Source organism: Neopusillimonas maritima (assembly GCF_003576595.1).
Lineage (GTDB): Bacteria > Pseudomonadota > Gammaproteobacteria > Burkholderiales > Burkholderiaceae_B > Neopusillimonas > Neopusillimonas maritima.
Genome location: NZ_NQOU01000001.1, coordinates 359,547 through 385,538 on the forward strand (window position 1 = coordinate 359,547; position 25,992 = coordinate 385,538).

25 protein-coding genes, 1 tRNA gene, 1 pseudogene and 1 riboswitch are annotated in these 25,992 nt (G+C 52.9%); of the genes and pseudogenes, 15 read left to right on the top strand and 12 right to left on the bottom strand.

Annotated elements, in window-relative coordinates:
• Nucleotides 1-118: 118 nt before the first annotated feature.
• From glpK to CJO09_RS01810, 6 genes are all read left to right on the top strand, one after another.
• On the top strand, nucleotides 119-1,624 hold the full coding sequence (gene glpK / locus CJO09_RS01790; RefSeq protein ID WP_119440825.1) for a glycerol kinase GlpK: 1,506 nt from the start codon (nucleotides 119-121) through the stop codon (nucleotides 1,622-1,624).
• Nucleotides 1,625-1,633: 9 nt separating this feature from the next.
• Complete coding sequence (locus CJO09_RS01795) at nucleotides 1,634-2,731, top strand: methyltransferase (RefSeq protein ID WP_119440826.1); 1,098 nt, start codon at nucleotides 1,634-1,636, stop codon at nucleotides 2,729-2,731.
• 33 nt (nucleotides 2,732-2,764) lie between these two features.
• Nucleotides 2,765-3,232, top strand: a complete 468-nt coding sequence (locus tag CJO09_RS01800) for a TM2 domain-containing protein (protein ID WP_114419692.1) — start codon at nucleotides 2,765-2,767, stop codon at nucleotides 3,230-3,232.
• A gap of 81 nt (nucleotides 3,233-3,313) precedes the next feature.
• Entirely contained in the window at nucleotides 3,314-3,466 is a 153-nt protein-coding gene (locus CJO09_RS15730) for a DUF5993 family protein (protein ID WP_245961223.1), read from the top strand.
• Between the two features lie 7 nt (nucleotides 3,467-3,473).
• On the top strand, nucleotides 3,474-4,037 hold the full coding sequence (locus CJO09_RS01805; RefSeq protein ID WP_119440827.1) for a disulfide bond formation protein B: 564 nt from the start codon (nucleotides 3,474-3,476) through the stop codon (nucleotides 4,035-4,037).
• 14 nt (nucleotides 4,038-4,051) lie between these two features.
• Entirely contained in the window at nucleotides 4,052-4,249 is a 198-nt protein-coding gene (locus CJO09_RS01810) for a ribbon-helix-helix domain-containing protein (protein WP_114419694.1), read from the top strand.
• 23 nt (nucleotides 4,250-4,272) lie between these two features.
• On the opposite strand, the pseudogene CJO09_RS01815 reads toward CJO09_RS01810, so the two are convergent.
• Nucleotides 4,273-5,511: pseudogene (locus CJO09_RS01815) on the bottom strand (SulP family inorganic anion transporter); the annotation flags it as partial.
• Nucleotides 5,512-5,695: 184 nt separating this feature from the next.
• On the opposite strand from CJO09_RS01815, the gene panD reads away from it, so the two are divergent.
• From panD to CJO09_RS01835, 4 genes are all read left to right on the top strand, one after another.
• Nucleotides 5,696-6,109: an aspartate 1-decarboxylase gene (panD, locus tag CJO09_RS01820; protein ID WP_119441345.1), complete on the top strand. Its 414-nt coding sequence runs from the start codon at nucleotides 5,696-5,698 to the stop codon at nucleotides 6,107-6,109.
• Between the two features lie 52 nt (nucleotides 6,110-6,161).
• Nucleotides 6,162-6,266, top strand: a riboswitch (TPP riboswitch).
• 63 nt (nucleotides 6,267-6,329) lie between these two features.
• Complete coding sequence (locus CJO09_RS01825; protein ID WP_114420148.1) at nucleotides 6,330-7,616, top strand: purine-cytosine permease family protein; 1,287 nt, start codon at nucleotides 6,330-6,332, stop codon at nucleotides 7,614-7,616.
• Nucleotides 7,617-7,704: 88 nt separating this feature from the next.
• The gene (locus CJO09_RS01830) at nucleotides 7,705-8,268 is read left to right on the top strand and encodes a hypothetical protein (protein WP_119440829.1); all 564 of its coding nucleotides are present in this window, start codon (nucleotides 7,705-7,707) and stop codon (nucleotides 8,266-8,268) included.
• Between the two features lie 37 nt (nucleotides 8,269-8,305).
• A complete protein-coding gene (locus CJO09_RS01835) occupies nucleotides 8,306-8,824 on the top strand; it encodes a hypothetical protein (RefSeq protein ID WP_119440830.1) in 519 nt (172 codons plus the stop codon).
• Nucleotides 8,825-8,952: 128 nt separating this feature from the next.
• Here the strand turns inward: CJO09_RS01835 and CJO09_RS01840 are convergent, their stop codons facing one another.
• Nucleotides 8,953-9,327, bottom strand: a complete 375-nt coding sequence (locus CJO09_RS01840) for a tautomerase family protein (RefSeq protein ID WP_114419698.1) — start codon at nucleotides 9,325-9,327, stop codon at nucleotides 8,953-8,955.
• 110 nt (nucleotides 9,328-9,437) lie between these two features.
• Here CJO09_RS01840 and CJO09_RS01845 point away from each other — a divergent pair, with 110 nt between their 5' ends.
• Nucleotides 9,438-11,354 carry an ABC transporter ATP-binding protein/permease gene (locus CJO09_RS01845; protein WP_114419699.1) on the top strand — a complete coding sequence of 639 codons (1,917 nt, stop codon included), beginning with the start codon at nucleotides 9,438-9,440 and terminating at the stop codon, nucleotides 11,352-11,354.
• A gap of 7 nt (nucleotides 11,355-11,361) precedes the next feature.
• The gene (locus CJO09_RS01850) at nucleotides 11,362-11,739 is read left to right on the top strand and encodes a SirB2 family protein (protein ID WP_114419700.1); all 378 of its coding nucleotides are present in this window, start codon (nucleotides 11,362-11,364) and stop codon (nucleotides 11,737-11,739) included.
• 12 nt (nucleotides 11,740-11,751) lie between these two features.
• Here the strand turns inward: CJO09_RS01850 and CJO09_RS01855 are convergent, their stop codons facing one another.
• The 6 genes from CJO09_RS01855 to CJO09_RS01880 all read right to left on the bottom strand — a co-directional run bounded on the left by CJO09_RS01855 (nucleotide 11,752) and on the right by CJO09_RS01880 (nucleotide 20,064).
• Complete coding sequence (locus CJO09_RS01855) at nucleotides 11,752-12,669, bottom strand: DMT family transporter (RefSeq protein WP_119440831.1); 918 nt, start codon at nucleotides 12,667-12,669, stop codon at nucleotides 11,752-11,754.
• Nucleotides 12,666-13,730: a ligand-gated ion channel gene (locus CJO09_RS01860; protein WP_119440832.1), complete on the bottom strand. Its 1,065-nt coding sequence runs from the start codon at nucleotides 13,728-13,730 to the stop codon at nucleotides 12,666-12,668. The genes CJO09_RS01855 and CJO09_RS01860 overlap by 4 nt, the downstream gene beginning before the upstream one ends.
• Nucleotides 13,731-13,820: 90 nt before the next feature.
• On the bottom strand, nucleotides 13,821-15,362 hold the full coding sequence (pap, locus tag CJO09_RS01865) for a polyphosphate:AMP phosphotransferase (protein WP_119440833.1): 1,542 nt from the start codon (nucleotides 15,360-15,362) through the stop codon (nucleotides 13,821-13,823).
• 10 nt (nucleotides 15,363-15,372) lie between these two features.
• Complete coding sequence (locus CJO09_RS01870; protein ID WP_218961008.1) at nucleotides 15,373-17,016, bottom strand: GMC oxidoreductase; 1,644 nt, start codon at nucleotides 17,014-17,016, stop codon at nucleotides 15,373-15,375.
• Nucleotides 17,006-18,697 (bottom strand): sugar porter family MFS transporter, encoded by a 1,692-nt coding sequence (locus CJO09_RS01875; protein ID WP_119440834.1) that lies wholly within the window; start codon nucleotides 18,695-18,697, stop codon nucleotides 17,006-17,008. Before CJO09_RS01875 ends, CJO09_RS01870 begins: the two co-directional genes overlap by 11 nt.
• A gap of 47 nt (nucleotides 18,698-18,744) precedes the next feature.
• The gene (locus CJO09_RS01880; protein ID WP_119440835.1) at nucleotides 18,745-20,064 is read right to left on the bottom strand and encodes a DegT/DnrJ/EryC1/StrS family aminotransferase; all 1,320 of its coding nucleotides are present in this window, start codon (nucleotides 20,062-20,064) and stop codon (nucleotides 18,745-18,747) included.
• 106 nt (nucleotides 20,065-20,170) lie between these two features.
• Here CJO09_RS01880 and CJO09_RS01885 point away from each other — a divergent pair, with 106 nt between their 5' ends.
• From CJO09_RS01885 to CJO09_RS01895, 3 genes are read left to right on the top strand one after another with little or no spacing between them, the layout of a single operon-like run.
• Nucleotides 20,171-21,559, top strand: coding sequence for a sugar porter family MFS transporter (locus CJO09_RS01885; RefSeq protein ID WP_218961009.1), 1,389 nt, complete (start codon nucleotides 20,171-20,173; stop codon nucleotides 21,557-21,559).
• A gap of 31 nt (nucleotides 21,560-21,590) precedes the next feature.
• Nucleotides 21,591-21,959, top strand: a complete 369-nt coding sequence (locus CJO09_RS01890) for an MAPEG family protein (RefSeq protein WP_119440836.1) — start codon at nucleotides 21,591-21,593, stop codon at nucleotides 21,957-21,959.
• 8 nt (nucleotides 21,960-21,967) lie between these two features.
• Nucleotides 21,968-23,236 (top strand): cytosine deaminase, encoded by a 1,269-nt coding sequence (locus tag CJO09_RS01895; protein WP_119440837.1) that lies wholly within the window; start codon nucleotides 21,968-21,970, stop codon nucleotides 23,234-23,236.
• A 16-nt stretch (nucleotides 23,237-23,252) separates the two neighbouring features.
• Here CJO09_RS01895 and CJO09_RS01900 read toward each other — a convergent pair whose 3' ends face one another.
• The 4 genes from CJO09_RS01900 to CJO09_RS01915 form a co-directional block, all read right to left on the bottom strand.
• Nucleotides 23,253-23,669: an HIT family protein gene (locus CJO09_RS01900; RefSeq protein WP_119440838.1), complete on the bottom strand. Its 417-nt coding sequence runs from the start codon at nucleotides 23,667-23,669 to the stop codon at nucleotides 23,253-23,255.
• 181 nt (nucleotides 23,670-23,850) lie between these two features.
• Nucleotides 23,851-23,926 (bottom strand) — tRNA-Thr (locus CJO09_RS01905).
• A gap of 63 nt (nucleotides 23,927-23,989) precedes the next feature.
• On the bottom strand, nucleotides 23,990-24,763 hold the full coding sequence (locus tag CJO09_RS01910; RefSeq protein WP_119440839.1) for a flagellar brake protein: 774 nt from the start codon (nucleotides 24,761-24,763) through the stop codon (nucleotides 23,990-23,992).
• 70 nt (nucleotides 24,764-24,833) lie between these two features.
• On the bottom strand, nucleotides 24,834-25,895 hold the full coding sequence (locus CJO09_RS01915) for an AI-2E family transporter (protein WP_119440840.1): 1,062 nt from the start codon (nucleotides 25,893-25,895) through the stop codon (nucleotides 24,834-24,836).
• Nucleotides 25,896-25,992 lie beyond the last annotated feature (97 nt).

Genomic DNA, 25,992 nt, shown 5'->3' on the forward strand with positions numbered 1-25,992 from the left:
TCTTTTTAAGCCGACTTAAATTGTTAAGTTTTGTTTTATGACGAACAAAATGTACAACACAACCGATGACTAACGGACTAGGCCTTAAAGCCCATTTACTTAAATTTAATTTTGATGTATGAAGAAAAAATACTTACTGGCACTTGACCAAGGTACTTCAAGCTCGCGCAGCGTTTTGTTCGATACGCACGGGCAATTAATTGCCATGGATCAAAAAGAAGTGTTGCCGCGCTTTCCCGCTCCCGGCTTGGTGGAACACGACCCCCATGCGCTTTGGCGTACCCAGCTTGAAACGGCGCAAAATGTCATTGCACGCGCCGGCATTTCCACCCGGGATATTCTGACCATTGGGATAACAAACCAACGAGAAACACTGGTTGCCTGGAACCGATTAACCGGCGAGCCATTGTGCCCGGCACTGGTCTGGCAAGACCGGCGCACACAAGCCCTGTGTGAACAACTTATAGAGTCCGGGCACGAGGCCCTGGTTCAAGCGCGCAGCGGTTTGCGCATCGACGCCTATTTCTCGGCCGGTAAAGCCAAATGGATACTCGACCACATACCTGCCGCAAAGGCCTGCGCCGACGCCGGCCACTTGGCACTGGGAACCGTCGATTCCTGGTTACTCTGGAATCTAACCAAAGGCGCCAATTTCGCTACCGATTTAACCAATGCATCGCGCACTTTGCTTTTCAATATTCGCAAAAACCATTGGGATACATCGCTGCTTGATTTGTTCGAACTGAAATCCTCATATTTTCCGGAAGTTCACCCGTCCGCGCATCAATTTGGTTTTGCCGACCCGCAATGGCTTGGCCACCCAATTCCCATAACTGGGATGGCCGGTGACCAACAAAGCGCCCTTTTCGGCCAGGCATGTTTTAAACCGGGCATGGCTAAAAATACCTACGGTACCGGCTGCTTTGCCCTGATGAACTCAGGCGGCACATTTCAGCTATCAGCTAATGGGTTGATCACCACACTGAATGCACAATCAACGTTGAGCTCACCCAGTTATGCCGCCGAGGGCAGTGTTTTTGTAGGCGGTGCCGTCGTTCAGTGGCTGCGCGACGGCTTGCACGCTTTCGAACGTAGCGCCGATATCGAAAAGCTAGCCCGCAGTGTGCCCGATAACGGCGGGGTTACCGTCGTTCCGGCTTTCTCGGGATTGGGCGCTCCCTATTGGCAACCCGATGCCCGAGGCACCATTACCGGGCTAACACGCGGCACGACACTCGCACATATTGCCCGCGCGGCACTTGAGAGTATTGCGTTCCAAAGTACCGCGCTATTACAAGCAATGAATCGCGATGCCCAAGCAACCGCGCGGGCCGAGCTTTCAGAACTGCGGGTAGACGGTGGCGCCAGCAGCAATAATTTATTAATGCAATTTCAGGCCGACTTGTTGGGTATCCCGGTTATTCGTCCGGCGGTAACCGAAACAACCGCCTTGGGCGCCGCTTGGCTGGCGGGCTTGAACGCGGGGATATATAGCCACACCGACGAACTGGCCGAATTGTGGCAGACTGACACTTGTTTCACGCCTTCAATGACACGCGACGAGGCTGCCGGGAAAATGGCCCAATGGGAGTTTGCTGTTCGCCAAGCCTGTGTTCCCCAATAATTTAGTATTATGCCCACGCCCCTGCCACCCATCACCCCAAAGCATTTATACCCAATTGCCGACGATTGCACTGCCGACAAAGCCTATCAGTGGATCAACCAAGGTGCGCATCTGCTTTGGTCGGGCGATTACCACAATGGCATTCAATTGCTGTCAGCCTTAAAGCGGCGCACCGATAAAAAACGCAAACAGCAGTCAGGGCCCATTAACGCAGAGGCGTTTCACCGCTATCGCATGTTTCAGTCTCAAAAGGCCAGCCTTTTAAACCGACTACTTATTAAAGTGGGCCCTGAATACGCACTCGACTTGAAACGAGCGCCCGATCTTCGAGGCGCATGTGAAGCGGCCTTCGGCGAACTCTCAAACGAAACCCTGATCCCGCTTCGTATGGTCCAAGGTGCGCTCAGCGCCTACGCCTGGCAAAACAAAGGGGTCCATATTCCCGCACTGCCCGAGCCTATTCACGTTCGCTACGGCGTTTTTTCACCGGTGCGGGGAGAATACCTGAACCTGATCCAGACCGCGAAACTGCCGGCGAACACTCAGTGCGCATTCGACATCGGAACGGGTAGCGGAGTCATCGCAGCCATTCTCGCGCAACGCGGCGTCCCGGAAATTATCGCGACCGATACCAGTGAAGATGCCATTCTTTGTGCCGCTGAGAATTTCGCGCGTCTAAAGCTTCAACATGCCATTCGGCTGGTTCAGGCGGACTTATTCCCGCCGCAACCCGCACTCGCCGATTTGATCGTCTGCAATCCACCCTGGATACCCGCACGCCCAACATCGCCAATAGAAGCCGCGGTATATGATCCCGGCAACGAAATGCTGGAAAGGTTTTTATCGCAAGTAACACAACACCTGAATCCAAACGGCCAAGTATGGCTGGTGATGTCGAACCTGGCCGAACTTATTCAACTTCGCCCACCAAACTTCATACCCTATTTGGCTGAAAAGCATGGCTTACGCGTCATTGAGCGCCTTGACACCAAGCCCGGACACGCGAAATCCAAAAATACAAACGACCCTTTATATGAAGCGCGCGCCCGCGAAGTAACAAGCCTATGGAAACTCATTCCTTCCGCCGGCGCAACCGCTAAACTATGAGCACTCTTCGAACACGGAAACATCGAGATACTTATGCTGCGTAAAGCCCTGATCCCTATTGCAGTCTTCATCATCGTTTTGGTCGCACTCACCTTTGGCGAAACAGTGGGTGCCCAAATGCTGCGTTGGCTCAACCATTTAACCGGCCTGGTCATCCATAATTTCGCGGATGTCTGGTACGCGGTTGAAATATTTGTTCACACGCACTTCACCAAAATTATCATTGCCTTGGTTTTAACCGTTCCAATCAGCGTTTGGCTCATTCGGCATCAAGGCGAAAAACTGGCCCGTGGCGTCAGCACCCGCAAAATGGCAATTATCCTGGCAATTTTCCTGGGCTGGTTGGGCGCCCACCGTTTTTATTTGGGCCAAATCGGCTGGGGTATTATTTATTTGATTATTTTGTGGGTGTTCGCGCCTCTGGTCGTCATAATCAGCTTGATTGATGCAATTCGGTATGCTTTCATGAGCGACGATGAATTTCCTGCAGTGCAATCGTAACCTGCGGCAAACCCTGATACATTTATGCGGGAAAATGCCGTTACATTATGTGGCATTGAAAATAGGGGACACAAAATGATCATGGTTTTGCCATTTCTCACCGGCGCCACCGCCGCTTGGCTCGGCGTGGCGGGCAAACGGCGCGCCTGCCTGTGGGCCTGGTTTATAACATTCGTTATATTTATTGCATGGTGCCAATACCACATGACTGACTCTTTGCCGATTTCACTCTAAGGCTGCCATGAGCAATTATCACGTTAGTGCTGCATTCACTTTTCCCCGTTTTCTGAATACGTTGGGGCTGATCGGAATTACTTTCGTACTGGCCTTCGCTTTTGTTTGGCAGTTCGCTTATAACGAACTACCCTGCCCCCTTTGCCTGCTTCAGCGCGTGGCTTTCATGCTGGTGGGTATCGGCTTTTTGCTGAACGCCCGCTTCGGTTCGTCGCCCATACATTACGGCATAACGATTTTATCGGCCATTGGTGGTGCAATCGCCTCCGGTCGTCAAACTTTGCTGCACATCGCACCGGGCGATCCAGGGTTCGGCAGCCCTTTTCTTGGCATGCACTTCTATACCTGGGCGCTCATTCTGTTTGTTGTCATTATTGCTTACTGCGCAGTCATGCTAATGCTTGACCGCACCATGAACGGCGCCGTTGTTACCACACCACCCAACGGAGTGGTGCGCTTAATAATGTGGTTGTTCGTGCTAATGATTGTGGGTAATCTTGCTTCCACTTTTTTAGAATGCGGCTTGGGTGCGTGCCCGGACAACCCCACCGAATATCTCATGCTTAAATAGCCAGGCGTACTATTATGGAAAACAAAACGGCCCGGCTCACAGTGCTGATCGACCCGCGCAAAAAAGAAGCGTTCGAACAACTGTGCGCCGCCCAAGACATCACCCCGTCGCAGGTTGTCAGGCAACTGATTCGTGGTTATCTGGCTGATCACGGCGTCAATTACACCTCGGAACCAACTGAACCGCCTAACACGGTAAAAACCAATAATTAACCCGTTGTATTTTTGTGTGGTTTCAGCCGGGGAATAAACTGCAGCCACGACAGCACCACCCCTACACACACCGCCACGACCAAATCAAGAAATACGGTTAGGGTGAAGGTAACCACCAAGGTCAACGTATCGAGCCACGACGCACGACGAAAAAGTGTCAATGCATGCGGTATTTCACTCATATTCCATGCCACGACGAACAATATTGCAGCCAATGTTGCAAGTGGAACATGGCCGGCGTAAGGCGCCAAAACAAGAATAATCAGGATTAACGTCACGGCATGGACGATACCGGCGATGGGGCTTGACCCACCGCTGCGGATATTGGTTGCCGTGCGTGCGATGGCGCCGGTTGCCGCGAACCCGCCGAACAAAGGGGAAAAAATATTAGCCAACCCTTGCCCAAACAGCTCTCGATTCGAATGGTGGCGTGTTCCCGCCATGCGATCAGCGACTGAAGCGGAAAGAAGTGACTCAATTGCGCCCAACATGGCAATGGCCAATGCCGGGCCCAACAATTGAAGCCAGCGCGCATAGTCCCAATCGAGGCTTTGAAACGTTGGCAACGCCCTGGGAATATCGCCATACACGGAACCGATCGTCGGCAACCATTCAAATCCAAACAACGCCTGCATGAGCGTCAGGACAACCAAGGCTAACAATGGCCCGGGAATACGACCCAACCGGTAAGGCAACCATCTTGGCACAACCACCAACACCAATGACACCAACGCTACGGCGGTGACAGCCCAGCTTAGATCAGGAAACGCCTGAACTAACGCCCATAACTTTTGGTGGAAATGCCCTTCGGGTGCAACCGGCAAACCGAAAAAGTCTTTCCATTGTCCAACCCAGATAATCACACCAATACCAGCGGTAAAGCCTATGATCACAGGAGGGGGAATATACCGGATCACCGCGCCCAAACGAAAAATTGCAAGCAATAACAGAATAGCGCCCGCCATCAGCGTCGCGATTTGCAAGCCGTCGATACCGTGTTGCGCAACAATATCGGCCAAGATAACAATAAATGCACCGGTGGGCCCCGCAATTTGCACCCGGCTGCCGCCGAACACTGACACGCACAAGCCCGCGACAATTGCCGTATACAAGCCTTGCTCCGGCTTTACCCCGGAAGCAATGGCAAACGCCATACCTAACGGAAGTGCCACCACGCCGACGATCAGGCCTGCCACGATATTGGGAAGCCAGTAACGACGCCTGAATAAACCGGCATGCCAGGCTTCGACCAAAGCAAACATTCAAGTACCTTCAAACAAAAAGAAGAATATGTTAATTAAATTAACATTAAAAAATAATCAAATAATATTAAAGTAGGAGAAATCCATTTTCAACGCGTCAACGTTCACGGATGTTGCTTTCCCGCTGCAAACACGCACAAAAGCACTACAATATCCCCCCAATTAACCTTTTCCGAGAATGAAAGTGAGAAAAGTTGTCGCCGGTAAGCTGCACGGCATTCGCGTCACCGGAGCCGATCTCGATTACCACGGATCCATCACTCTGGACCCGGATCACTGTGAAGCAGCAGGGATTCTGCCAATGGAGTTTGTCGACATCTGGAATAAAAATTCCGGTGCGCGTATCAGTACCTATGTGATATATGGCGAGCGCGGTTCGCAGTGTTGCATTCTGAATGGTGCAGCGGCTCGCACCTGCCAGAAAGGCGACGAAATTATCATTTGCAATTCGGTTTACGTTACCGAATCGGAAATCGAACAAATCAACCCTGTCATCCTGACCTTCCACCCCGACAACTCCATTGATGAGCGGCTTAGCTACGACGTTTCGCGCGATAGCCAGAACCGCCTCAGCTTCAATATCATCAAACACGTCTAACTCCTTTTTCAGAAGCACTTTCTTTTTTCTCTGAAATCGGTACAATTTGCCACGTTATCGCTAGGGGTGTCGCCCGGTCATTTACCGTAGGCGTCTGAGAGAGTCCCTTGGAACCTGTTGAGATCATCCTCGCGCAGGAAAGCGACCTTCGTCTTGAATGGCATTCGTGCAACTTTCCTGGCGGGGCTGTCGCCCCTGCATTTTTGGAAAATTGCCCGCTATGAACTCCTCTTCTTCAACCAATCAGGCCCTTACCCCTGTTCCCGAATCCGACCGCGTTTTCGGCTGGCACGAACATGCTTCACTATGGTTCAGCCTGGGCGTTGGACTGTTGGTCATGCAAGTGGGGGCCTATCTTGTCCCATCAGTGGGCACGCGCGACGCCGCTATCGCGATTATCTGCGGCTCGATTATTGGCGCCGGCCTGCTCGCCTGGGTTGCCCGAACGGGCTGCCGCAGTGGGTTGTCGAGTGCAGGATTGATACACCGCACCTACGGCAGTCATTTCGCTCGTCTACCCGTCATTCTGAATATTGTGCAGCTTCTGGGCTGGACCACCTTCGAAATGGTGATTATGCGAGAAGGTACCACCGCCATTGCAAATCAGGCTTTCGGGCTGGAGTTGAGCGGCACCTTGGGCGTCATTGTAATCACCCTGTTTTGGGGGGCTATTCTGCTGGCATTGCTGGCAGGCTCCATGATTAAGCTGGTACGCAAGCTCATTGCGCGATTTGCCCTGCCTCTGGTTATTTTGTCCTTACTGTGGCTTAGCTGGCAATTCCTGGTGTTGCTAAATGAACAAGGCTTGAGCGCTGTTTGGGATCGGCCGGGTAACGGTCAAATGGGGCTGTTCTCGGCCATGGATCTGGTCATTGCAATGCCTATTTCCTGGCTGCCGCTAGTAGCCGACTACGCACGCCACGGCCGCAGCACGAAAGGTGCCCTGGGCGGCACCTGGTTGGGGTACGCCATTGCCAATATCTGGTGCTACAGCCTGGGGGTCATTATCGTCAGTGTTGCAGAGCCCGATGCAGGTCTGGTTAACGCACTTTTGCTGGCACAAGGCGGCTTGGTTGCACTGGGCCTGATCATGATCGACGAGCTGGACAACGCCTACGGCGACCTCTATTCGGGATCGGTATCCACCCATAGCTTGCTACCAAAATGGAGTATCAAACGCTGGGGCATGACGCTGGCGGTTATTAGCATGGTGTTCGCTACGGTTTTACCCATTCACACGCTTGAGCCGTTTCTACTCATGTTAAGTTCCGTTTTCGTTCCCCTTTACGGCGTGATTCTGGGGCGCCACGGTATTGGAACGGGTGCAATTGCCGACAACAGAAAACGGGCCGACTGGTCGGCAGCAACAATCTGGATATTGGGCATTGTGTGCTACCACAGTGTAGGACATTGGGCGCCGGGCCTGGGTTCAGCCCTGCCAACCTTGGCGTTTACCTTTTTACTCGCCTTTGGCACGCGCAGCGCTGCAACACGCATTACCTCGTAACAGCAGTAACATTTTTATAATTATCGGAACGCAAGGTAATACGTAAAATTCCTACACTTGAACCGTCTTAATAACAAGAGGTTCAACAATGCGATTTGCAAAAACCACTTCCGTAATCAGTGCGTTAACGCTGGCAATCGCTTCCTCGATGGCGCTGGCTAAAGGGCCAGACCATCGAGGGCCACATCACGGCAAAGGCCATTCCGCCAAACATTGGGATGGCGGCAAGCACCACAAACGCGCACATCGACAAGCAGAACGATACAAGCGGCATCACGATCGCCATTATGACCGTGGACGAAACTACCATGACCGCCACGACTCAGGAATCGATATTTATGTATCTTTCTTCGGTGACCGACATCGCAGGCTTGCGCGCGATTATTACCAAGAACACTATTACGGCCATTGCCCGCCCGGGCTGGCAATGAAACGCAATGGCTGCATGCCCCCTGGGCAAGCAAAAAAATGGCGAAGGGGATACCCGCTTGGACCCGACATTACGTATTACGATCTGGATCGACACTTGCGTATTCGTTTAGGCCCACCCCCCGACGGACACCGTTACGTGCGTGTTGCATCTGACATCTTGCTGTTGGCAGTGGGTACCAATCTGGTGGTTGATGCCATTGAAAACCTGGGGCGATACTAATTACGACGCCCGGTTTAAAACCTGAAAGGAGCGCACTATGCAATTCGCCAAACCAGCTTATTATGTTGCCACGCTTGCTTTTGTTTTGGCCTCATCAATTGTTGCCGCTCAAGGACCCGGCCCTAAAGGGCCCGGCAACGGTAACGGGCCGCCTGACAAAGTGCAAAAGAGTCATAACAACCAACGTGCTTCAGGATACGACCAAGGCCCTGAATCTCGTCACTCCGGTTCCGCGATCGAAATATCTTTCTTTGGCGACAACCACCGCCGGATCGCCGGGGATTACTACAATGACATGTTTCGCCGCGGCCACTGCCCACCGGGTTTGGCCAAGAAAAACAACGGCTGTATGCCGCCAGGGCAAGCAAAGCAATGGCGATTGGGTTACCCCCTTGGGTCTGACATCACGTTCTATGACCTGGATCGAAACTTACGCATCCGCCTGGGCGACCCTCCGGATGGCTATCGATACGTGCGCGTGGCCTCGGACATTCTATTACTGGCGGTGGGTACCAATATGGTCGTAGACGCGATTGAAAACCTGGGCCGCTATTAAATCATTAAAAAACACCCCGTCGCCAAGTTGAACTGCACCCCAAAAGTTGGACACCCGTCCTAACTTTTGGGGTGTTTCCTATTCGCAACATTAAGCACCGTAAGCTGTTACAGCACAAAAAATGCCATTTAGCGGCCGGCTTGCTTGGCGGTAAGCCCGCCTTTTACACGAATATTCGTTTTCAGAATGTCATGCAAAATGCCGTGAATCTGATCTTGAGAATAACCGGTTACTTCGTTGGCCAGCTTGCCGAACGCCGCCAGTAATTCGGCTTTCTGTTCTTCCGTGCGCCCTTCAATCATGTCGACGTGGAAAATAATGCCCGGCGCATCCCATTGCCCGCCATCCAGGTAGTGGCCTTCCGGCAATTCATGTAACATCACGCGGACTGAAGGCAAAGCGGAGCCCAAAACCTGAACAATGGCATCGCTGGATTTTTCAATCAGCTGTTTTTTCTGAACATTGTTCAAACCTGAAGTGGTGGTAATGGTGACGTATGGCATGACTACCCTTTAAAAGTTATTGAAACTGGATGGCCATTATCGCTTTATGGCCGCTTTTTTTACAAGTCAAAAATCGAACGCTAGCACGGTAGCATGCCGGAGTGAACTGAATGAACTGGACGCAGGAACTGATCGACAGTGCAATATGGCTTTCACAAGTATATGTCGTTACGCTGATATGCTTCGGTTTAACGGTTTGGTTTTTGGCACGTCGCACAGTGTGGGGGCGTCAGTTCTGGCAACTTTCGGGAGGGTATTTTTCCCCCCGGCGCAGTTGGAAGCCCATTCTGACCATTGCTTTTATTCTGTTCCTGACCCTGGCAGGCGTGCGTTTACAGGTGTTGTTTTCAAACTGGTATAACACCATGTATAGCGCCCTTCAGGATTTAAATGAAGCGGCATTCTGGCTGGCCATGTGGTTATTTGCGGCCCTGGCCACCGTCCATGTTTTGCGGTCGCTGCTCGACTACTATGTTCAGCAGGCATTTTCAATTCACTGGCGAACCTGGCTCAACAACCAGTTGCTTGGCCGTTGGCTCGACCGCCAATCCTACTACCGCACCCAACACCTGGAAAAAGGCGTCGATAACCCCGACCAACGTATTCAATACGACGTTACGGTATTCGTGCAGTCGTCGCTGACGCTGTCCATGGGTGTCGTCGACGCACTGGTATCAACGGTTGCCTTTACGCTTATTTTATGGGGTTTGTCGGGGCCGCTGGGCTTGTTTGGCGTTGAGATTCCCCGTGCCATGGTATTTCTGGTTTTTGTTTATGTTTTGGTGGCCACCCTATTGGCGATTCGAATCGGTCGACCATTGATCATGCTGAATTTTTTGAATGAACGTTTCAATGCCGACTATCGTTACGCACTGGTCAGGTTGCGCGAATATTCAGAAAGTATTGCTTTCTACGCCGGTGAAAAAGTGGAAAGCACGCTCCTGCGCGGCCGATTTGCGCAAGTGATCAGCAATGCCTGGGCGATTGTGTATCGATCATTGAAGTTTTTGGGTTTTAACTTTTCGGTTACGCAGGCAGCCGTTGTTTTTCCATTCATTATTCAGGCCAAACGCTTCTTTTCCGAGCAAATCACGCTGGGCGATCTAATGCAAACAGCACAAGCATTCGGGCGTCTGCAAGATAATTTGTCTTTTTTCCGCAATGCCTACGATGAGTTCGCGTCGTACCGCGCAACACTCGACCGTCTAACCGGATTCAACCGGGCGATTGATGAGGCGCAGCAATTACCGCGCCCCAACCTTAATGACCATGCAGACCACCTTAGCATCCGAAATTTAACGGTACACACTCCCAACAACCGGTTGCTGATAGACAAACTTGACCTCTCTCTTACGCCGGGCGATGCGCTGCTTATTCGCGGGCCATCCGGCGCGGGTAAAACAACGCTATTGCGTGCCATCGCCGGCCTTTGGCCTTTCTGTGAGGGTGATATAGAACGGCCTCAAGACCATCTGCTGTTCCTGGCACAAAAACCGTACTTGCCACTGGGCTCGCTGCGCCAGGCTTTGTATTATCCGCAAATCGTCAGCACCCGGGAAGGCCTGCTTATCGACCGCGAAGAGCAGAAAGAGGCGGCAGTGGCAAGTTCCGGCTCAGCGCCCCAGAATCTGGATGAACAGGTCGAAACTCCCTCCACAGTCACCCCTTTGGCGACGCACCAAGACCCTCAGGCGCGTGAAATACTGGAACAAATTCAACTGGGCCATTTAACCGACCGACTCGACGAGGTGAATGACTGGAGCCGGATTTTGTCGTTGGGTGAACAACAACGGCTGGCGTTCGGTCGGCTGATGGTGGCGCACCCAAAAGTTGCCTTCCTGGATGAGGCCACTTCCGCAATGGACGAAGGCCTGGAAGACGCCATGTATCGCTTGATTCGCCGGCATTTACCGGATACCGTCTTAATTAGCGTCGGACATCGCAGCACACTGGTCCGACACCATGCCAAACAACTTAACTTAAAAGGAAACGGTCAGTGGTCGATGTCCAACGACCTGCCGGCCTGACACTGCCATGCTCTCTTATACGATCCTGAAGCATCTGCACGTTACCGCAGCCGTTATCAGCCTGGTGTTCTTTATTGTGCGCGCATACTGGTCGGTCATGCGCTCGCCCAGACTGCAGGGCCGGTTTGTGCGCATTGCACCGCACGTGGTTGATACGATCCTTCTATTGTGCGGCCTTGCCCTGGCCTTCATGATCGGCTTTCACCAAACCTGGATCCTGGCCAAGATCATTGGTGTTATTTTCTACATTGCGGTTGGCATGGTCGCCATCAAGAAAGGCAAAACCGCGACAACGCGCGCGCTTGCCGCAGTCGTGGCAGTATTGATCTTTTTCTATATTGTTGGTGTCGCTTTAACGCATAACCCATTGTCGTGGTGGTCGTAGCAAGGCGCCAAACTAGCGCCTTCCCCGGCCCAGTACGATCACACCGGTTAACACAAAGGCAGTACCAATAAGTTGCAGCACGGTAATGGGCTCACCCAGTAACCAGGCGGCCAAAAACAATACCGAAACGGGGCCGATCAGGCCAAGCTGCGACGTTAACGGTGCACCAATGCGGGCCACCGCCCACATAATCATGAATGTGGGCGCGACCGTATTCAACGTGGCATGAATCAACGATAACTGATAAACCGGCCAGGGCTGTTGCAGGCCCGCCCACGAATGGACCCAGAAAAACTGCGCAATCGTAAAGGCAGCCGATACTGACATTGCATAGGCAACCAGGCGTGTCGCCCCAACCACTTTGATAATTTCGGCCGAGCCAATCAAATATACCGAGTAACAGAGGGCCGACGCCAGCACAAACCCGGCGCCGACAATCACGGCCGGCCCGGCAAACGATAAGTCGTGCAAGAACACAAAAACAACGCCTGCGTATGACAAGGCCAGCGCCAACCACTGGCGTGGCGCAATCGGGCGCTTGAAGTACAACGCAGTGATAAGCAGGACGAAAGTTGGCGAAAGGTACAACACCACTCGCTCCAAACCGGCCGAAATCGTCTGCAGGCCCAGGAATGCGAGAAAACTGGATAAGTAATAACCGATGAAGCCAAGCAGCACAATTTGCCAGCGCTGACGCACGGTAAGGCGCGGTATTAATCCTTTATGCGCCTTGCTCGCCTGGTACGCGGCAACCGCAAGAAAGATAGGCCCAGAAAGAAGCATTCTGAAGCCGATAATCGTAACGGCATCAACCCCTTCGTAAAGATAGGTCATTTTGACGACGACACCCTTGGCCGAAAAGAAGATGGCGCCAAGAATCGCCAGACAATAACCTGCCCAAAACCGCTTTGCAGAGTTAACCGGCATCATTCAATAAATAAAGGGATCGACACAACCAGCAACACGACATAAATAAGGGGGTACAACCGCCCTATTACGCGATTCAGGGAACGGGCCGAATCGGCCCCCCTTTCGGTAAATACGGCGGCAACCAGGCATGACGTTAACAGACTGATCGTTAGCATAATAATGGTGACGTTAAACAACACGTCGGCCAGCGTTAAGTAATGCACCACCGGCAACTCGCGCCCCAAAACAAACTTCAAGGCAATGGTAGTCAGTATCAGGGTTGTTGTTCCCCCTATTCTTGGTGAAGAAAAAGCAGGCTGAACGGTGGGATTGAGCCATAACAGGCCCCACGATGCCAACGCAATAACAATTAAAGGGAGTAAAACCTTGTGAACACCGTCAAGAAAATCATGCTCCACCCGAATATCAATGTCGATTTGTGGATACAAATTACTGGAATGCACCATGCGAGTACGCTCACTAACGTTCCAACTCACATCTTCGGGAACCCAGTTACCGTGAATAACCCGATCAACGGCAGCAAGATCCTCTTTGGGGGTCAGCTCACCCAATTCAAATTCGATTTGCCGACGGTCCATTGCCGCGCTGGTTAAAGTAAGGCTTAATGTTAAATGGCCAAACGGAAACCACGTTAGCTCGCCATCGAAACGCGGCGTCGCCGAGAATTTCTCACGCAACTCCACATGGCCATCGGGCCAGATACTAAGCGAATAGACACGTGCAACCGACAACCCCTTTTCACCGTTAACGTCGATAATCGGATGCCAGATTTGTTGTAACTGCTGTTCCGCGCGCGCGCCCATCCAGATGCGCGGCCCCGGTCTGCCGGGCTCCGGTTCAAACTCCAGACGGGGATCATGCCAGCGCATACCGAACTGCGCGGTTAAGTCGAAGGTGCCGGAACCCAACTTAATATCGTTGATATCCTCAAGCTTCAGGTCAACATTCACCAATGTTGGCTTGTCGGGGCTGGGCGGTGGAATATCAGCCCAAGCCGGCTGCAGCACAACACAGAACAACAACGCAAAAAAAATATACCGGCCGAATTTTGCAACACTCATTCTAAAACCTTTACCCAGCTTAAAACCCCATCAGGCCAAGTCTTGGCAATCACACTTTGCCCAAACTTAATGTAGCCAAAGGACGCCATATTAACCTGCCCCCCGAAACTCGGTCTCCAAACGGGCCAATACGGTTTCAAGCACCGTAATCCGCGCGTGGTGTTTATCGTTGGCCGACACGAGATGCCAAGGGCCAAGAGAGGTGTGGGTACGGCCCAGCATGTCATTCGTTGCTACCCAATATGCATCCCATTTTCGCCGATTACGCCAATCCTCAGGCGTTATTTTGAAAGACTTAAAAGGTGATTTGCGGCGCGCGTGAAAGCGTTCCAGTTGTTCCTCTTTGGTAATGGCCAGCCAGAACTTGATCACAATGGCACCATTGTCAATCATTTGCTGTTCGAACTGATTGATTTCGTCGTATGCATGCTCCCACTGCAACGGCTCTATAAACGACTCCACCCGTTCAACCAGGACGCGCCCGTACCACGAACGATCGAAAATGGCGATTCGCCCAGGCTTGGGCAACCGCCGCCAAAAACGCCATAAATAAGGGCGAGCCCGCTCTTCGTCGGTAGGCGCTGAAATGGGAATGGCCCGGTACTGGCGAGCATCCAATGCCGCCGTTATTCGGCGAATCGCACCCCCTTTACCAGCGGCATCCTGACCTTCAAACACCAGCACCAACGAGCGATTTTTGAATCTCGTATCGCGCAACATACGAGCCAGCCGGCCTTGCAAAACGGGCAACTGATTTTGATAGTCGGCTTTTTTGAGTTTGACTGAAAAATCAATTCCGTCGAGCGAAACGGGCGATATACAAGACAATGACACGGGCGGCTCTGAACAGAACGGATAAACCGGACGCCAGGTCGAAGACGGGCGTTTACGTAAGCCTTTAAGTACTGCTTGCGCGGTGCTGATGACCCGATACAAATCATGTGCTGAAGGAACGATTTGCCAAGGAATACGCGGTTCATGCGTTAAGCTCATTGCCACGGCCCCAGCACGGCGCGCACGATCGAATTTTTTACGTACCTTGAAATCAAGCGACTCTACCTGCCAGGCGGTCTCCGGATTAGCCAGTAACCCGTCTATGTGCGCCTGCTGGGCCTGTTTCGACATGTGAAACCAAAGCTTAACAACCTGTACCCCGTTGCGACTTAAGGTCGTTTCGAAATCACGAATGGCGTGCGTCACCGCCTCCACCTGTTTCCAATCGGGTCGTTTTTTCTTCAATAACTCAAATAACGGCCGATACCACGAGCCGAACACAATTCCGGTAGTGCCTTTTGCAGGCATATGTTGCCAATAGCGCCACAATGGTGGCATTAATGATGCCGGCGCTTCAGGTTCACCAAAAGCCAGGGTGTGAACATAACGCGCGTCCATCCACTCATTCAACAGATTAATGCAGCGGCCTTTACCGACCCCGTCAATACCGGCAATCACAATTAACAACGCCTGATTCGCTCGCCGCAAATGCGCATACTGTGCTTTCAGCAACTGAAGTCGAAGTAGTTGCGCCTGTTGCAGACCTGTCGTTTCGTCAATAACAGGGTCTGCTTCGGCGCGCTCAAGCGAAGCCGCAATATGCGGCGAAATCGGAAACGAATCAGGGCTGTTTTTCATTAAACGCCCCTCAGGCGGTTTGCCCCGTTTGCACTTCAAGCGACTGAAACTGAATCGACAAGCGCTGCGCCAGACGGTGTGAAAGCGCCATAATGGTCAGCGTGAGGTGTTTATCCGGCAAATGTGGAACGACGCCGCCATCACACACGTACAGGTTATCGAAACCATGCACGCGCAGATGGCTGTCAACCACACCTTCGGACGGATCGGCCGACATGGCGGTGGTACCCGCATAATGAATGCCGGTGCCACTGTTGTCGCGGGTTTCATAAATCAGTGTGGAAGAAGCCGACTTCAGAATTTTCCGGCCCCATGCCATCATGACATCCATTTGCTCATGAACCGATTCCGGCATCGTGAAATCAACCGCCACCTGCCTCACCCCGTAACGATCCGTGGTGTCGGCGAGCCGAACTTTATTGTCGAGTTTGCGCTCGCCGGCGCAAAAGAGCCCGAGCGTGACGTAACTGTAAAACAGGTACTTTGCCATCCGTTCCTTGATGCGTGGCGGCATCCATTTCATTTGACCCAGATAGTGAGGGACATCGGGAATACCGTGAATGGCGTGACCAATAAACGGAAATTCGGCGCCATCGGCCAACTTGCCGCGCGACATTAAGATCAGCAAATCGCCGTAACCAATGTCGTAATCGCGCTGCTTGCCCCACAGCCGACGCAATGAAGTGGACAACACCACCTTAGGATTATCCTGCAAGCCGCGACCCAGCATATCGCCGGCATTCCCCAAACCCTGGGGGTCGGTTGCATCTGCCGAGTTGAACAAAATGCGGGGCGTTTCGACGGCCCCCGTTGCCAACACAACCACACGTGCCCGAACCCGACGCTTTTCCTGCGTTTGCGTGTCGAGGTACTCTACTTCATCAACTTGATCATTGCGCTGCGCACTGCGCAACACACGCAACACCTTTGCATTGGAAACCAAACGGTAGTTTGCCAGCGTGGTAATTTCAGGCAATAACCGTGCCGTAAACTTGTATACCGAACCCACCGGGCAGCCCGAGGTACAAATACCGGTGGATACACAAGACGTGGCCATCCCCTGACGCGTATTAATGGCTTTACGATTGGGAATCGCATAAGAATAGCCATCTTTCAGCTTTTGTACCGCATCAACAATCATGTGATCGGCCGGACGCAAAGGCTTGGGCTCAATGAATTCGCCATCCGGAAGCGCATCAAGACCTTCACGTGTGCCACAGACTGTAATGAGTTTTTCGATCGCACTGTAATGTGAATCCAGCGATTGGCCTTCAATTGGCCAATACTTGAAATCTTCACGGGCGAACCGCACGCTGACCCCATTCCACAAGTTTTGCAGCCCATTAACCGCCAAAACCTGAAAATGCTGAAAGCCCCCCTCGGGTCGCGCTGTTGAGCCGTGTTGACCGTCGGCAAACAAGGGATGAACAAACAGGCTGTCGTGCGGATCGCTGGGCCAAACAGTGTTCCGACCTATACCGAAAGTGGAGCCCGGACCCGGTGGCATAACCGTTTTAAAGAAATCGTCTTGAAGACGTGGACCTTGTTCAAGCGACCAGACATTCACACCGGCCTTGGCCAACTGATGAGCAAGAATGCCGCCCCCTGCGCCTGTTCCTACAATACACACATCGCAATCATAGTCACGCTCCACGCGAATCTCCTTTGTTGTCCACTTGCGGCTCTCCAACCCATTCCAGAAACGACGGCGAGGCAAACCGGATATGCTCAAAAAACGCCACGAAAGTCTCGCGTTCGGACCCCATATCGTGCTGCGTCAGCGTTTGTCTCGACTGCCGGCTTACCCGTGCATGAACAATGCGCAGCGCCGTGCGAACCTGGTGATTGTCATAACCTACTTCGCTAATTCTGTTAATTAAAGGGCGTAAATAGGCACGATACGGACTAAGCTCGACAAGCTGCGTCAGCATTTCATGCGCCTGATCCTGGGTAATGTCCGGAGCATCGGTGTACATAGGTGGCGGCGCAAATTGGCCCAACATATGAAACGGACGGCCCGACAACAAATGTTTTTCGATGTCTTCGAGCGAAACACCGCTGGTTTCAGGAATACGCAAATAGGTAAAGATCACGCCTGCAACACAGACCAACGCGTAAATGCCGAACACCCCGCCCAGCCCAAGCGCCGAGACCAGAACCGGAAACGAAAACACCACCAGAAAATTGAAACCCCAATTGGTAAGTGAGGTCACGCCCATCGCCATGCCACGCACATGAGACGGAAAAATTTCAGCCATCATGACCCACGGCAAAGGACCGATACTGGCGGCAAAAGCCGCTATATAAAGCGCCATACCGATGACGGCAAGAATATCGAGCGACTGTATCCCGGTTGCCGCGCCTACGGCAATCATGCCCAAACCCAACGCGGTACCCACGAACCCCAAAAACAAGAGGCGACGACGCCCGATGCGGTCGATAAGATACATACCAACCAACGTCATGAGTACATTAACCACCCCGACGCCAATCGTAGCCATGAGCTGGGTGGAGCCGGAATCAAAACCGGCCTCTTGAAAGACCGTAGGCGCATAGTAAATAACGGCGTTAATGCCACTTAGCTGTTGCAGGAAAAAGAGCCCGATACCCACAATAAACGCCGGCCAGACGACAGGTGCCAGCAAATCGGCCCAACGACCCGAACCGCCCGTGTCCATGGCCGCTTTGATATGCCCAAGCTCTGATTCAATTTCATGCTGACTTACAGACGTGCCACGGACCCGTTGCAGGGCACGTCGTGCGTCTTCGGTACGCCCTTTCAAAATGTACCAGCGCGGCGTATCTTTCAAAACCGCCATGCCAAGGAACAGGGCAATACCCGGCAAAGCGCCCAGCATAAACATAGTGCGCCACTTATCGTCGAAGGCGAAATTCACCAGATAGGCCGAAAGAATACCAATGGTAATGGCAAGCTGATAAACCGAAACCAACATACCGCGCTGCTTACTGGGCGCGCTTTCAGAGATATATAAAGGCGCCACCATGGCGGCCACCCCCACCGCCAGGCCCAGCACTAACCGGCATCCGGTCAGCACCCACACCCCCGGCGCCAGGCCGGCGCACAACGCACCGATCACGAACAAAACAGACGCAAACAATAAGGTTTGACGACGACCGAAACGCTCGGCCAACGACCCGGCCAATAAGGCACCGAACAACGCGCCGAACGGCACGGCGGCCGTCATCATGCCCTCTTCCAACGAGGTTATCTGAAACTCGGCGCGCAAAGACGACAACGCGCCGGCAATCACCCCTTCATCGAAACCAAACAGAATGCCGGCAAGACCCGCTACCAACGCAACAAAATAAATCACCTGACTCCCCCTGAGTTTTTTGATTGGTTGTTTTACAGGCGATCGATTCAGCTTAAGACCGCGCGAGATACTTTCTTAATGGCTGTAATAATGTCGTTGATATCGTTATCTTTCAGAACAGAGGCGATGGTGAGCAATGCCCCGCGCGCATGCATCGCGTCGCACTCAGGCAAAGCGCCATGTTCATAACTGTACTGCTCTGCAAATGAATTCAGCGGATGCGACCATGGAAAGCCATCGGCGCTGTTCGAACGCTTATTCACCAGGCTTGGAATATTGGAATACCAGTGCAGGCCCCAATCACGCATCGTCAAGCAAGCCAAGCTGCCGTCCGGCCCCCTAATACCCTCGGCTTTCAGGGCATCGACAAAGCGTTGCGCATGATCTTCCGTGGGTAATAGCATCAGCATGAAAGGCCCGGAGTCTCCGGCAGGATCGGGCACATGACGAAACTCAAGGCCCGGTGTGCCCTCGAGCGCTTCGCGGATACGCCATTTCGCCCCTCGCATCGCGCCCGTAATTTTTTCCAGCTTGCGCATTTGCGCCAGCGCCATAGCCCCCGTTAATTCCGGCATGCGCGCGCCAACGCCCCAAAGCTGGGTGTTCGGGTCGGAGGTGTCAAGCCGCCCTGCCGGAGTACGCGGATAACCCAAGTCGTGCAACGCAACGATTCGTTTGAACAACGCATCGCTCTGCGTGACAACCATGCCGCCCTCACCGGATGTCATGTTCTTGTTTAACTGAAAACTGAACACACCGATATCACCAAACGTGCCAACGGCCTGCCCTTTAAAGCTGGCTCCCGAAGCCTGTGCACAGTCTTCAATAAGGGCCAGACGATTTTCCCGACATAGAGCCGCAATTTCGTCGATCCGCCCTGGGGCCCCGCTCATGTGAACGCATAATACCGCCCGCGTTTGCGGCCCGATCTTTTCTCGCAAATCGTTCGGGTCCAGGCAAAATGTTTTGTCGACATCCACCAGGCGGGGAATAGCACCCGAGCGCACAACGGCAGATACGCAACTGACCCATAAATATCCGGGCACCAGTACCTCGTCGCCGGGACCCAACCCCAGTGCCGACATGGCAATGCTTAAGCCAGCCGTGCCGGAGGACACGCCTAAAGCATGCTTGTGCCCATATTTCTCGCACCACTCTTTCTCGAAAACGTCGACCATATGCTGGGCCTGCGGCCCGTAAAAGCGGAATGGGCTGTGTGCATCGACCACCCGCATAACCAATTCGCGCTCTTCTTCATTCATCCATCCTGCGCCTGGAAACTCCCAGGGTAATGGTGCTGTTCTAACTGGTTGGCCACCATCAATGGCCAGTTGTTCGGCGGACGTTGATGCAGAATTCGACGACATAACGGGTAGCTCCAGAACGACAAGGGGTGGTCGGACAGCGTCGCACAGTGTAAAGTCAGGAACCGTTGAAGTCTATGCGGAATAACCAATAAAAAAGGACAGTGCTTTGAGAGGTTTGGACCCCAGTTATCGCGTTGCCGCCCTGGTTTGCTGTTTCGGCATTTTGTTTGGTTTTGGCATCACCTCTATTGCCGGCGTACTGGAACGCTTAGCCGTGATATTCCAGCTGGATACCAGTGCTCAGGAAACACTGGTTTCAACGTTGGTCATCGCCTGCTTTGCAGGCGCCATGCTGGCCGCCCCGTTGTCGTCCCGTTGGGGACGACGCCCTGTTATGTATCTGGCATTCGCTTTAACTTTGGCCGGATATGCCGTGATTCTTTCCGAACCTGCTTACGGCGTTCTGATCGCCGCGCGCCTGGCGTTGGGCATCTCGATCGGGCTGTCGTCCATGGTCGTACCTATGTATGCCGCTGAAGCCACGCCGGCCCGAAAACGCGGCGCCGTCGTGGCCCTTTTTCAACTTGCCATCACCGCGGGCATTTTATTGTCGTACACCGTTGCTCTGCTATTCGTGTCGTCTTGGTCGTGGTTCTACATTATGGGCGTTGGCATCATTCCCGGCATTTTGGGTGTTTGGGTTTTAATTAATCTTCCGGAAAGCCCACGCTGGCTAAGTGCAAAGTCTCGGCTGGAAGACGCCGGCAACGCTGCCCGCGCCTTATCCTTGCAGCAAGAGTGGCACGAAGCGGCACGCCAGGAAGAAAGCCTCGATGCAAACACGCATGTACCATCTGCAGCACACCCCGCCACCCCCACAAAAAAATCCCGCACCAGCATTGTGGCCGTGCTGGTGCTGTGCAGTACGCTTTTCATTCTGCAGAATTTCAGCGGCATCGACGCCATCCTCTACTATGCTCCCCACCTTTTCCAGACACTGGGGTTTGCGCCCGGCACTGCGTCACTGGCCGCCACGTTCGGGCTCGGGCTGGCCAATTTTCTGGCTACCATTGTTGCGCTGAAACTGGTCGACAACGCCGGGCGACGTCCATTGCTGATTTTCGGCTCCGCTCTCATGACGGTCGGTCTGGCGCTGGTCATTTTGGCTTCACTCTATGCCATGCCCTATATTGGCTTAATTGGCTTGTGCCTCTTTATCGTTGCCTTTGCCATCAGCCTGGGGCCTTTACCCTATGTCATGATGTCTGAACTTTTCCCCAGTGCAATCCGTGAAAACGGCATTGCCGTCGCCTCGTCAATCAGTTGGCTTTTCAACGCCACCATTGCATTTACTTTCCTGTCGGTCATCAATACCATCGGGCTAAGCGCCACAATTGGCATTTTCATGGTGGTTTGCCTCATGTCCCTCATCATCAGCATCATTTACTTGCCGGAAACCCGGCGCGTTCGCCTAGAGGACATTGAAACCAAGGTCATGCAGGGCGAAAAGCTGCGCAATCTTGGGTTGCCACGCGGTACCGGGCCGAATACTTAGCCTGCTTGTTTTTTGTTTCCAAGGAGTCATCATGCATACCATCACCTGGTTGTTTCTTATTGCCGCCCTACTCCCGATTGTTGCGGCCGGGTGCGCAAAAGCCGGTGCCAAAGGCTTCGACAATGAACAACCCCGCCCATGGCTGGCTGCTTTGCAAGGTTGGCGTGCCCGGGCCAATGCGGCGCAAACAAACACTTTTGAAGCCTTGCCGTTTTTCTTTGCCGCCTGCCTGTACGCCCTGCACCAAAACGCCGACCCAGGTTGGCTGGCCGGCCTGATGGGCGCCTGGATTATCGTGCGCCTGGGCTACCTGGTTTGCTATATCGGTGGATACGGCACGCTTCGCAGCCTGGTCTGGACACTGGCCCTGGCGCTAAATATTGCCATTCTATTTGCCTGAAGATCAATATGCACATTACCAACGCACGCTTGCCCCAACAGGACGGTTTGTGGCAACTTCAACTCTCAAACGACCGTATTGAACGTATCGCTCCCGTCGGCGAGACTCTGCCCGAAAATGGGAAATCAAGCTGTATTGATGCACACGAAGGTTTGGTGATCGCCCCATTTGTAGAGCCTCACATTCACCTGGACACCACCCAAACGGCCGGGCAACCCAACTGGAACCAATCGGGGACACTGTTTGAAGGCATAGAACGCTGGGCGGAGCGCAAATCCATGCTGAACATGGAAGACGTCAAAAGCCGTGCGTGGACCACCCTGAAATGGCATATTGCCAACGGAGTACAACACGTACGCACCCACGTTGACGTTTCCGATGCTTCCTTAATGGCCTTGAAAGCCATGCTGGAGGTGCGCAGTGAAGTGTCGCCCTGGGTTGATCTGCAAATCGTGGCCTTCCCGCAAGAAGGTATTTTGTCGTATCCCAATGGCGAGGAATTGCTTGATGAGGCCCTGCGCATGGGCGCCGACGTGGTCGGCGCGATTCCCCATTTTGAGTTCACACGCGAACTGGGCGTTGAGTCGCTGCACAAAGCCGTTGCATTGGCCATGAAGTACGACCGCCCTATCGATGTGCATTGCGACGAAATCGACGACGAACAATCCCGATTTTTGGAAACATTGGCGATGCTGGCTTACCGGGAGGGCCTGGGCGCGAAGGTAACCGCCAGCCATACCACTGCCATGCATAGCTACAACGGCGCCTATACCTCGCGCCTGATGCGTTTGCTAAGAATGTCGGGCATTAACTTCGTCGCCAACCCTTTGGTAAACATTCACCTGCAAGGGCGTTTCGACACCTACCCCAAACGCCGAGGCATTACCAGGGTTAAAGAGTTGCTGGCCGAAGGCCTGAATGTGTGCTTCGGCCATGACGACGTGTTCGACCCCTGGTACCCGCTCGGCACAGCCAATATGCTGCAAGTACTGCACATGGGAATGCATATTACCCAAATGATGGGCTACCAGGAACTGGACGAGGGGCTCGACCTGATCACCACACATAGCGCCACCACCCTGGGCCTGGCCAATTATGGTGTGCAGGAAGGTAAAGCCGCCAACCTGGTCATCCTGCCCGCAACCAACGGCTTCGACGCCCTGCGCCGTCAAGTTCATGCGCATTACTCTGTGCGTGCGGGGCGCGTTATTGCACACACGCCCCCCAGCACCACAACCATTTATTTAAACCAGGACGAAACTGTATCGTTTCGGTAGAACAAACGGTCACACGCTACAAATAGGCCCGAATACGCTCTGCCATCGCTTCCAGTTCCTCGCGCGCAACGGGTTCGGCTGCATGCATACGCAACACCACCCCTTTTTCATGCGGAATCACATGGAAATGGCAATGCGGAACCGTTTGCCCCGCGGCCACCCCATTCAACTGGGCAATATGAATGCCCTCAACGCCTAACGCCTTTTTTACGGCAATCGCCATGCGGCGCGTGACGCGAATACATGCCTGGGCACCCTCTTCCGATACATCCAGCAAGGTTTCAGCCGGCTCTTTGGGAATAACAAGCAAGTGCCCATCGGCCTGTGGCATTAAGTCCATGAATACCAGCGTGTGCTCATCTTCATACACCCTTACACAAGGCGCCTCGCCACGCAGAATTTTGGCAAAAATATTATTGCTGTCGTAAGCCATCCAAGCTCTCCGATGTTGTTATTGACCAAATAGAAATTGTATGGGGGTATTGTATCGGCACAATATACCGGTGCCGCGCTATTGGGCGCCATGCTGTTGATTATGGTTGGCGGCGGGGTACCGGTAACGCTGGCAAGCACGTTACTGGCAATTAGCTGGATTTTATATTTGGGTACTTAAATGGTGCCGATGAGAGGAGTCGAACCTCCGACCTTCGCATTACGAATGCGCTGCTCTACCAACTGAGCTACATCGGCTGAAAGATTCAGGGTTGCGATTATAGCGTTTTTTGAAAACGCCTTCTAAAACGGCACGAGTTTTCAGACAAAGCCGCGCTTTTTGGCCAATAGTTCACGCTCAAGGCGCCCAACATAGCGCTGCACCATATTAATGGCGGAATTCGACGGGTTCACGAACGCACAGCCCAAACGCAAACGTGTTTTGCCATTGGTAAGGGTTTGGTCGGTTACGTGTTGAATACGCAACGCAGCTGTTAAATTCCCCACCTCGGGCAGCGCGATCTGGCAATCTTCATAAATCGTCCCAATAGAGTGCTCGGGTAACTGCTGCTCATCGTAAAGCCCTATTCCACCAATGCTGATATCGGCAAGCGGCAAACGAACCTTGCGCGTTTTAGTGTCTTCGCTAAGCGTAATAGTACAGATCACCGGATTGACGACCGGGGTTTCGATTCGGTAAGCGTCCCGACGCTGTAAATACGATAAAGCCGCCGGCATTGCGGCCTGAAGCGCAGGTTTACCTTCGAACTCACAGGGCGCCAGGGGCGGGCACACAAACTTGACATGAATGCGATCAAGCGTGACCTGGGCAACGAGCTTGCGAGCGCGCTGCACCTGCTGCGTCACCATGGGGTCATTGAAGGAATCGACAATCAAGCGGTTTTCTTTTGAGTCGACGTCGAGCACCGTGGTAATGGCAGACGCTTCCTGACCGAGCACGTATACGTGAACCAGTGATTTACTGAGTTTAATATTACGTAATACCGACTGAATTTCCAGCGGCGCCGTTAACGTATAAGGATCATCCGGATCGATATCGTCAATCGGCTCCATCGGGCTCTGGTTTTCACTCATGGCTATGACTCATTCGCAATAATTTTATTTGCACTGAAACGTTTAACGTCCACTCAGTTGAAATCTTTAGCTAGCGCCCATGGTGCGTTTTGATTGCCGCAGGAAACAATGACCATACCGACATGAACAACGCCGCCAGCAACGGGCCGATAACAAAACCGTTCAACCCAAACGTCGCCAGGCCGCCCAAGGTGGATACCAACACGACGTAATCGGGCATTTTCGTATCCTTGCCAACCAGCAACGGGCGCAGAATATTATCGACAAGGCCGATAACAAACACGCCGAACGCAATAAGAATGGTGGCATCAACATAGGCACCCGTAACCAGGAAATACACGGCAACCGGGAACCAGATAATTGCAGCACCCACCGCAGGCAATAGCGACAGGAACGCCATAATGACACCCCACAACAAAGCCCCTTCGATTCCCAGCACCCAGAAAATGAAACCGCCTAGCGCGCCCTGAGTGGCGGCAACCACAATATTGCCCTTGATCGTGGCACGCACCACCGTGATGAACTTTTGAATGAGCATAAGTTTATGTTCGTCGTCCAATGGCATAAGCAGCTTAACCGTACGAGCCAGGTGGGCGCCGTCACGCAACAGGAAAAAGAGCAAATACAACATAATGCCCAGACTAATGAGCACTCCGGCGGTATTCTGCCCTATATTCACGGCCTGGCCTGCAATAAACTTGCTGCCCTCAAGCGCGCCTGCCGACAATTTCTCTTGAAGGCTGAACATATCCCCCAGCCCAAGCTCTTGCAATAATTGGTGCACGGAATCGGGCAACGCATCGACTATACGCTCGTAGTACAAGCCAAGACTCAACTCACCACTTTCAAGGCGCTGGTAGATCAATGCCCCTTCCCGAAGTAAAGCACTAATGAGAACAAGCAGCGGGAAAATCACAATGACAAGACAAATGAGTAATGTGGCGAGTGCGGACAAATTCGGATAACGGGGAAAGCGCTCGGTAATACGCCGGTGCAGGGGCGAAAAACTCACCGCCAGGACAGCCCCCCAGAAGATCGCACTGTAATAAGGCAGCAACAGCCAACCGAATGCCAGTGACACTACAATTAACAGGGTCACAAAGCTGCGGTAATACGTACCATTTTCGCCCATGTATGCTCCGTATGTTCCAATAATTTGAGCCGATCCGCTTCCAAAAGCGGACAAGCAGCCATCATACCGCTAAACTTCTGCAAACCGTTTACTTAAC

Excerpts from the sequence above, each read along its gene's own strand:
- CJO09_RS01845 (WP_114419699.1), top strand. The coding sequence starts at position 9,438 with ATGAACTGGACGCAGGAACTGATCGACAGTGCAATATGGCTTTCACAA.
- CJO09_RS01910 (WP_119440839.1), bottom strand. The coding sequence starts at position 24,763 with ATGAGTGAAAACCAGAGCCCGATGGAGCCGATTGACGATATCGATCCG.
- CJO09_RS01830 (WP_119440829.1), top strand. The coding sequence starts at position 7,705 with ATGCGATTTGCAAAAACCACTTCCGTAATCAGTGCGTTAACGCTGGCA.
- CJO09_RS01895 (WP_119440837.1), top strand. The coding sequence starts at position 21,968 with ATGCACATTACCAACGCACGCTTGCCCCAACAGGACGGTTTGTGGCAA.
- CJO09_RS01850 (WP_114419700.1), top strand. The coding sequence starts at position 11,362 with ATGCTCTCTTATACGATCCTGAAGCATCTGCACGTTACCGCAGCCGTT.
- glpK (WP_119440825.1), top strand. The coding sequence starts at position 119 with ATGAAGAAAAAATACTTACTGGCACTTGACCAAGGTACTTCAAGCTCG.
- CJO09_RS01800 (WP_114419692.1), top strand. The coding sequence starts at position 2,765 with ATGCTGCGTAAAGCCCTGATCCCTATTGCAGTCTTCATCATCGTTTTG.
- CJO09_RS01795 (WP_119440826.1), top strand. The coding sequence starts at position 1,634 with ATGCCCACGCCCCTGCCACCCATCACCCCAAAGCATTTATACCCAATT.
- CJO09_RS01835 (WP_119440830.1), top strand. The coding sequence starts at position 8,306 with ATGCAATTCGCCAAACCAGCTTATTATGTTGCCACGCTTGCTTTTGTT.
- CJO09_RS01805 (WP_119440827.1), top strand. The coding sequence starts at position 3,474 with ATGAGCAATTATCACGTTAGTGCTGCATTCACTTTTCCCCGTTTTCTG.
- CJO09_RS01890 (WP_119440836.1), top strand. The coding sequence starts at position 21,591 with ATGCATACCATCACCTGGTTGTTTCTTATTGCCGCCCTACTCCCGATT.
- CJO09_RS01860 (WP_119440832.1), bottom strand. The coding sequence starts at position 13,730 with ATGAGTGTTGCAAAATTCGGCCGGTATATTTTTTTTGCGTTGTTGTTC.
- CJO09_RS01915 (WP_119440840.1), bottom strand. The coding sequence starts at position 25,895 with ATGGGCGAAAATGGTACGTATTACCGCAGCTTTGTGACCCTGTTAATT.
- pap (WP_119440833.1), bottom strand. The coding sequence starts at position 15,362 with ATGAAAAACAGCCCTGATTCGTTTCCGATTTCGCCGCATATTGCGGCT.
- CJO09_RS01810 (WP_114419694.1), top strand. The coding sequence starts at position 4,052 with ATGGAAAACAAAACGGCCCGGCTCACAGTGCTGATCGACCCGCGCAAA.
- CJO09_RS01855 (WP_119440831.1), bottom strand. The coding sequence starts at position 12,669 with ATGATGCCGGTTAACTCTGCAAAGCGGTTTTGGGCAGGTTATTGTCTG.
- CJO09_RS01825 (WP_114420148.1), top strand. The coding sequence starts at position 6,330 with ATGAACTCCTCTTCTTCAACCAATCAGGCCCTTACCCCTGTTCCCGAA.
- CJO09_RS01840 (WP_114419698.1), bottom strand. The coding sequence starts at position 9,327 with ATGCCATACGTCACCATTACCACCACTTCAGGTTTGAACAATGTTCAG.
- CJO09_RS01880 (WP_119440835.1), bottom strand. The coding sequence starts at position 20,064 with ATGTCGTCGAATTCTGCATCAACGTCCGCCGAACAACTGGCCATTGAT.
- CJO09_RS15730 (WP_245961223.1), top strand. The coding sequence starts at position 3,314 with ATGGTTTTGCCATTTCTCACCGGCGCCACCGCCGCTTGGCTCGGCGTG.
- CJO09_RS01900 (WP_119440838.1), bottom strand. The coding sequence starts at position 23,669 with ATGGCTTACGACAGCAATAATATTTTTGCCAAAATTCTGCGTGGCGAG.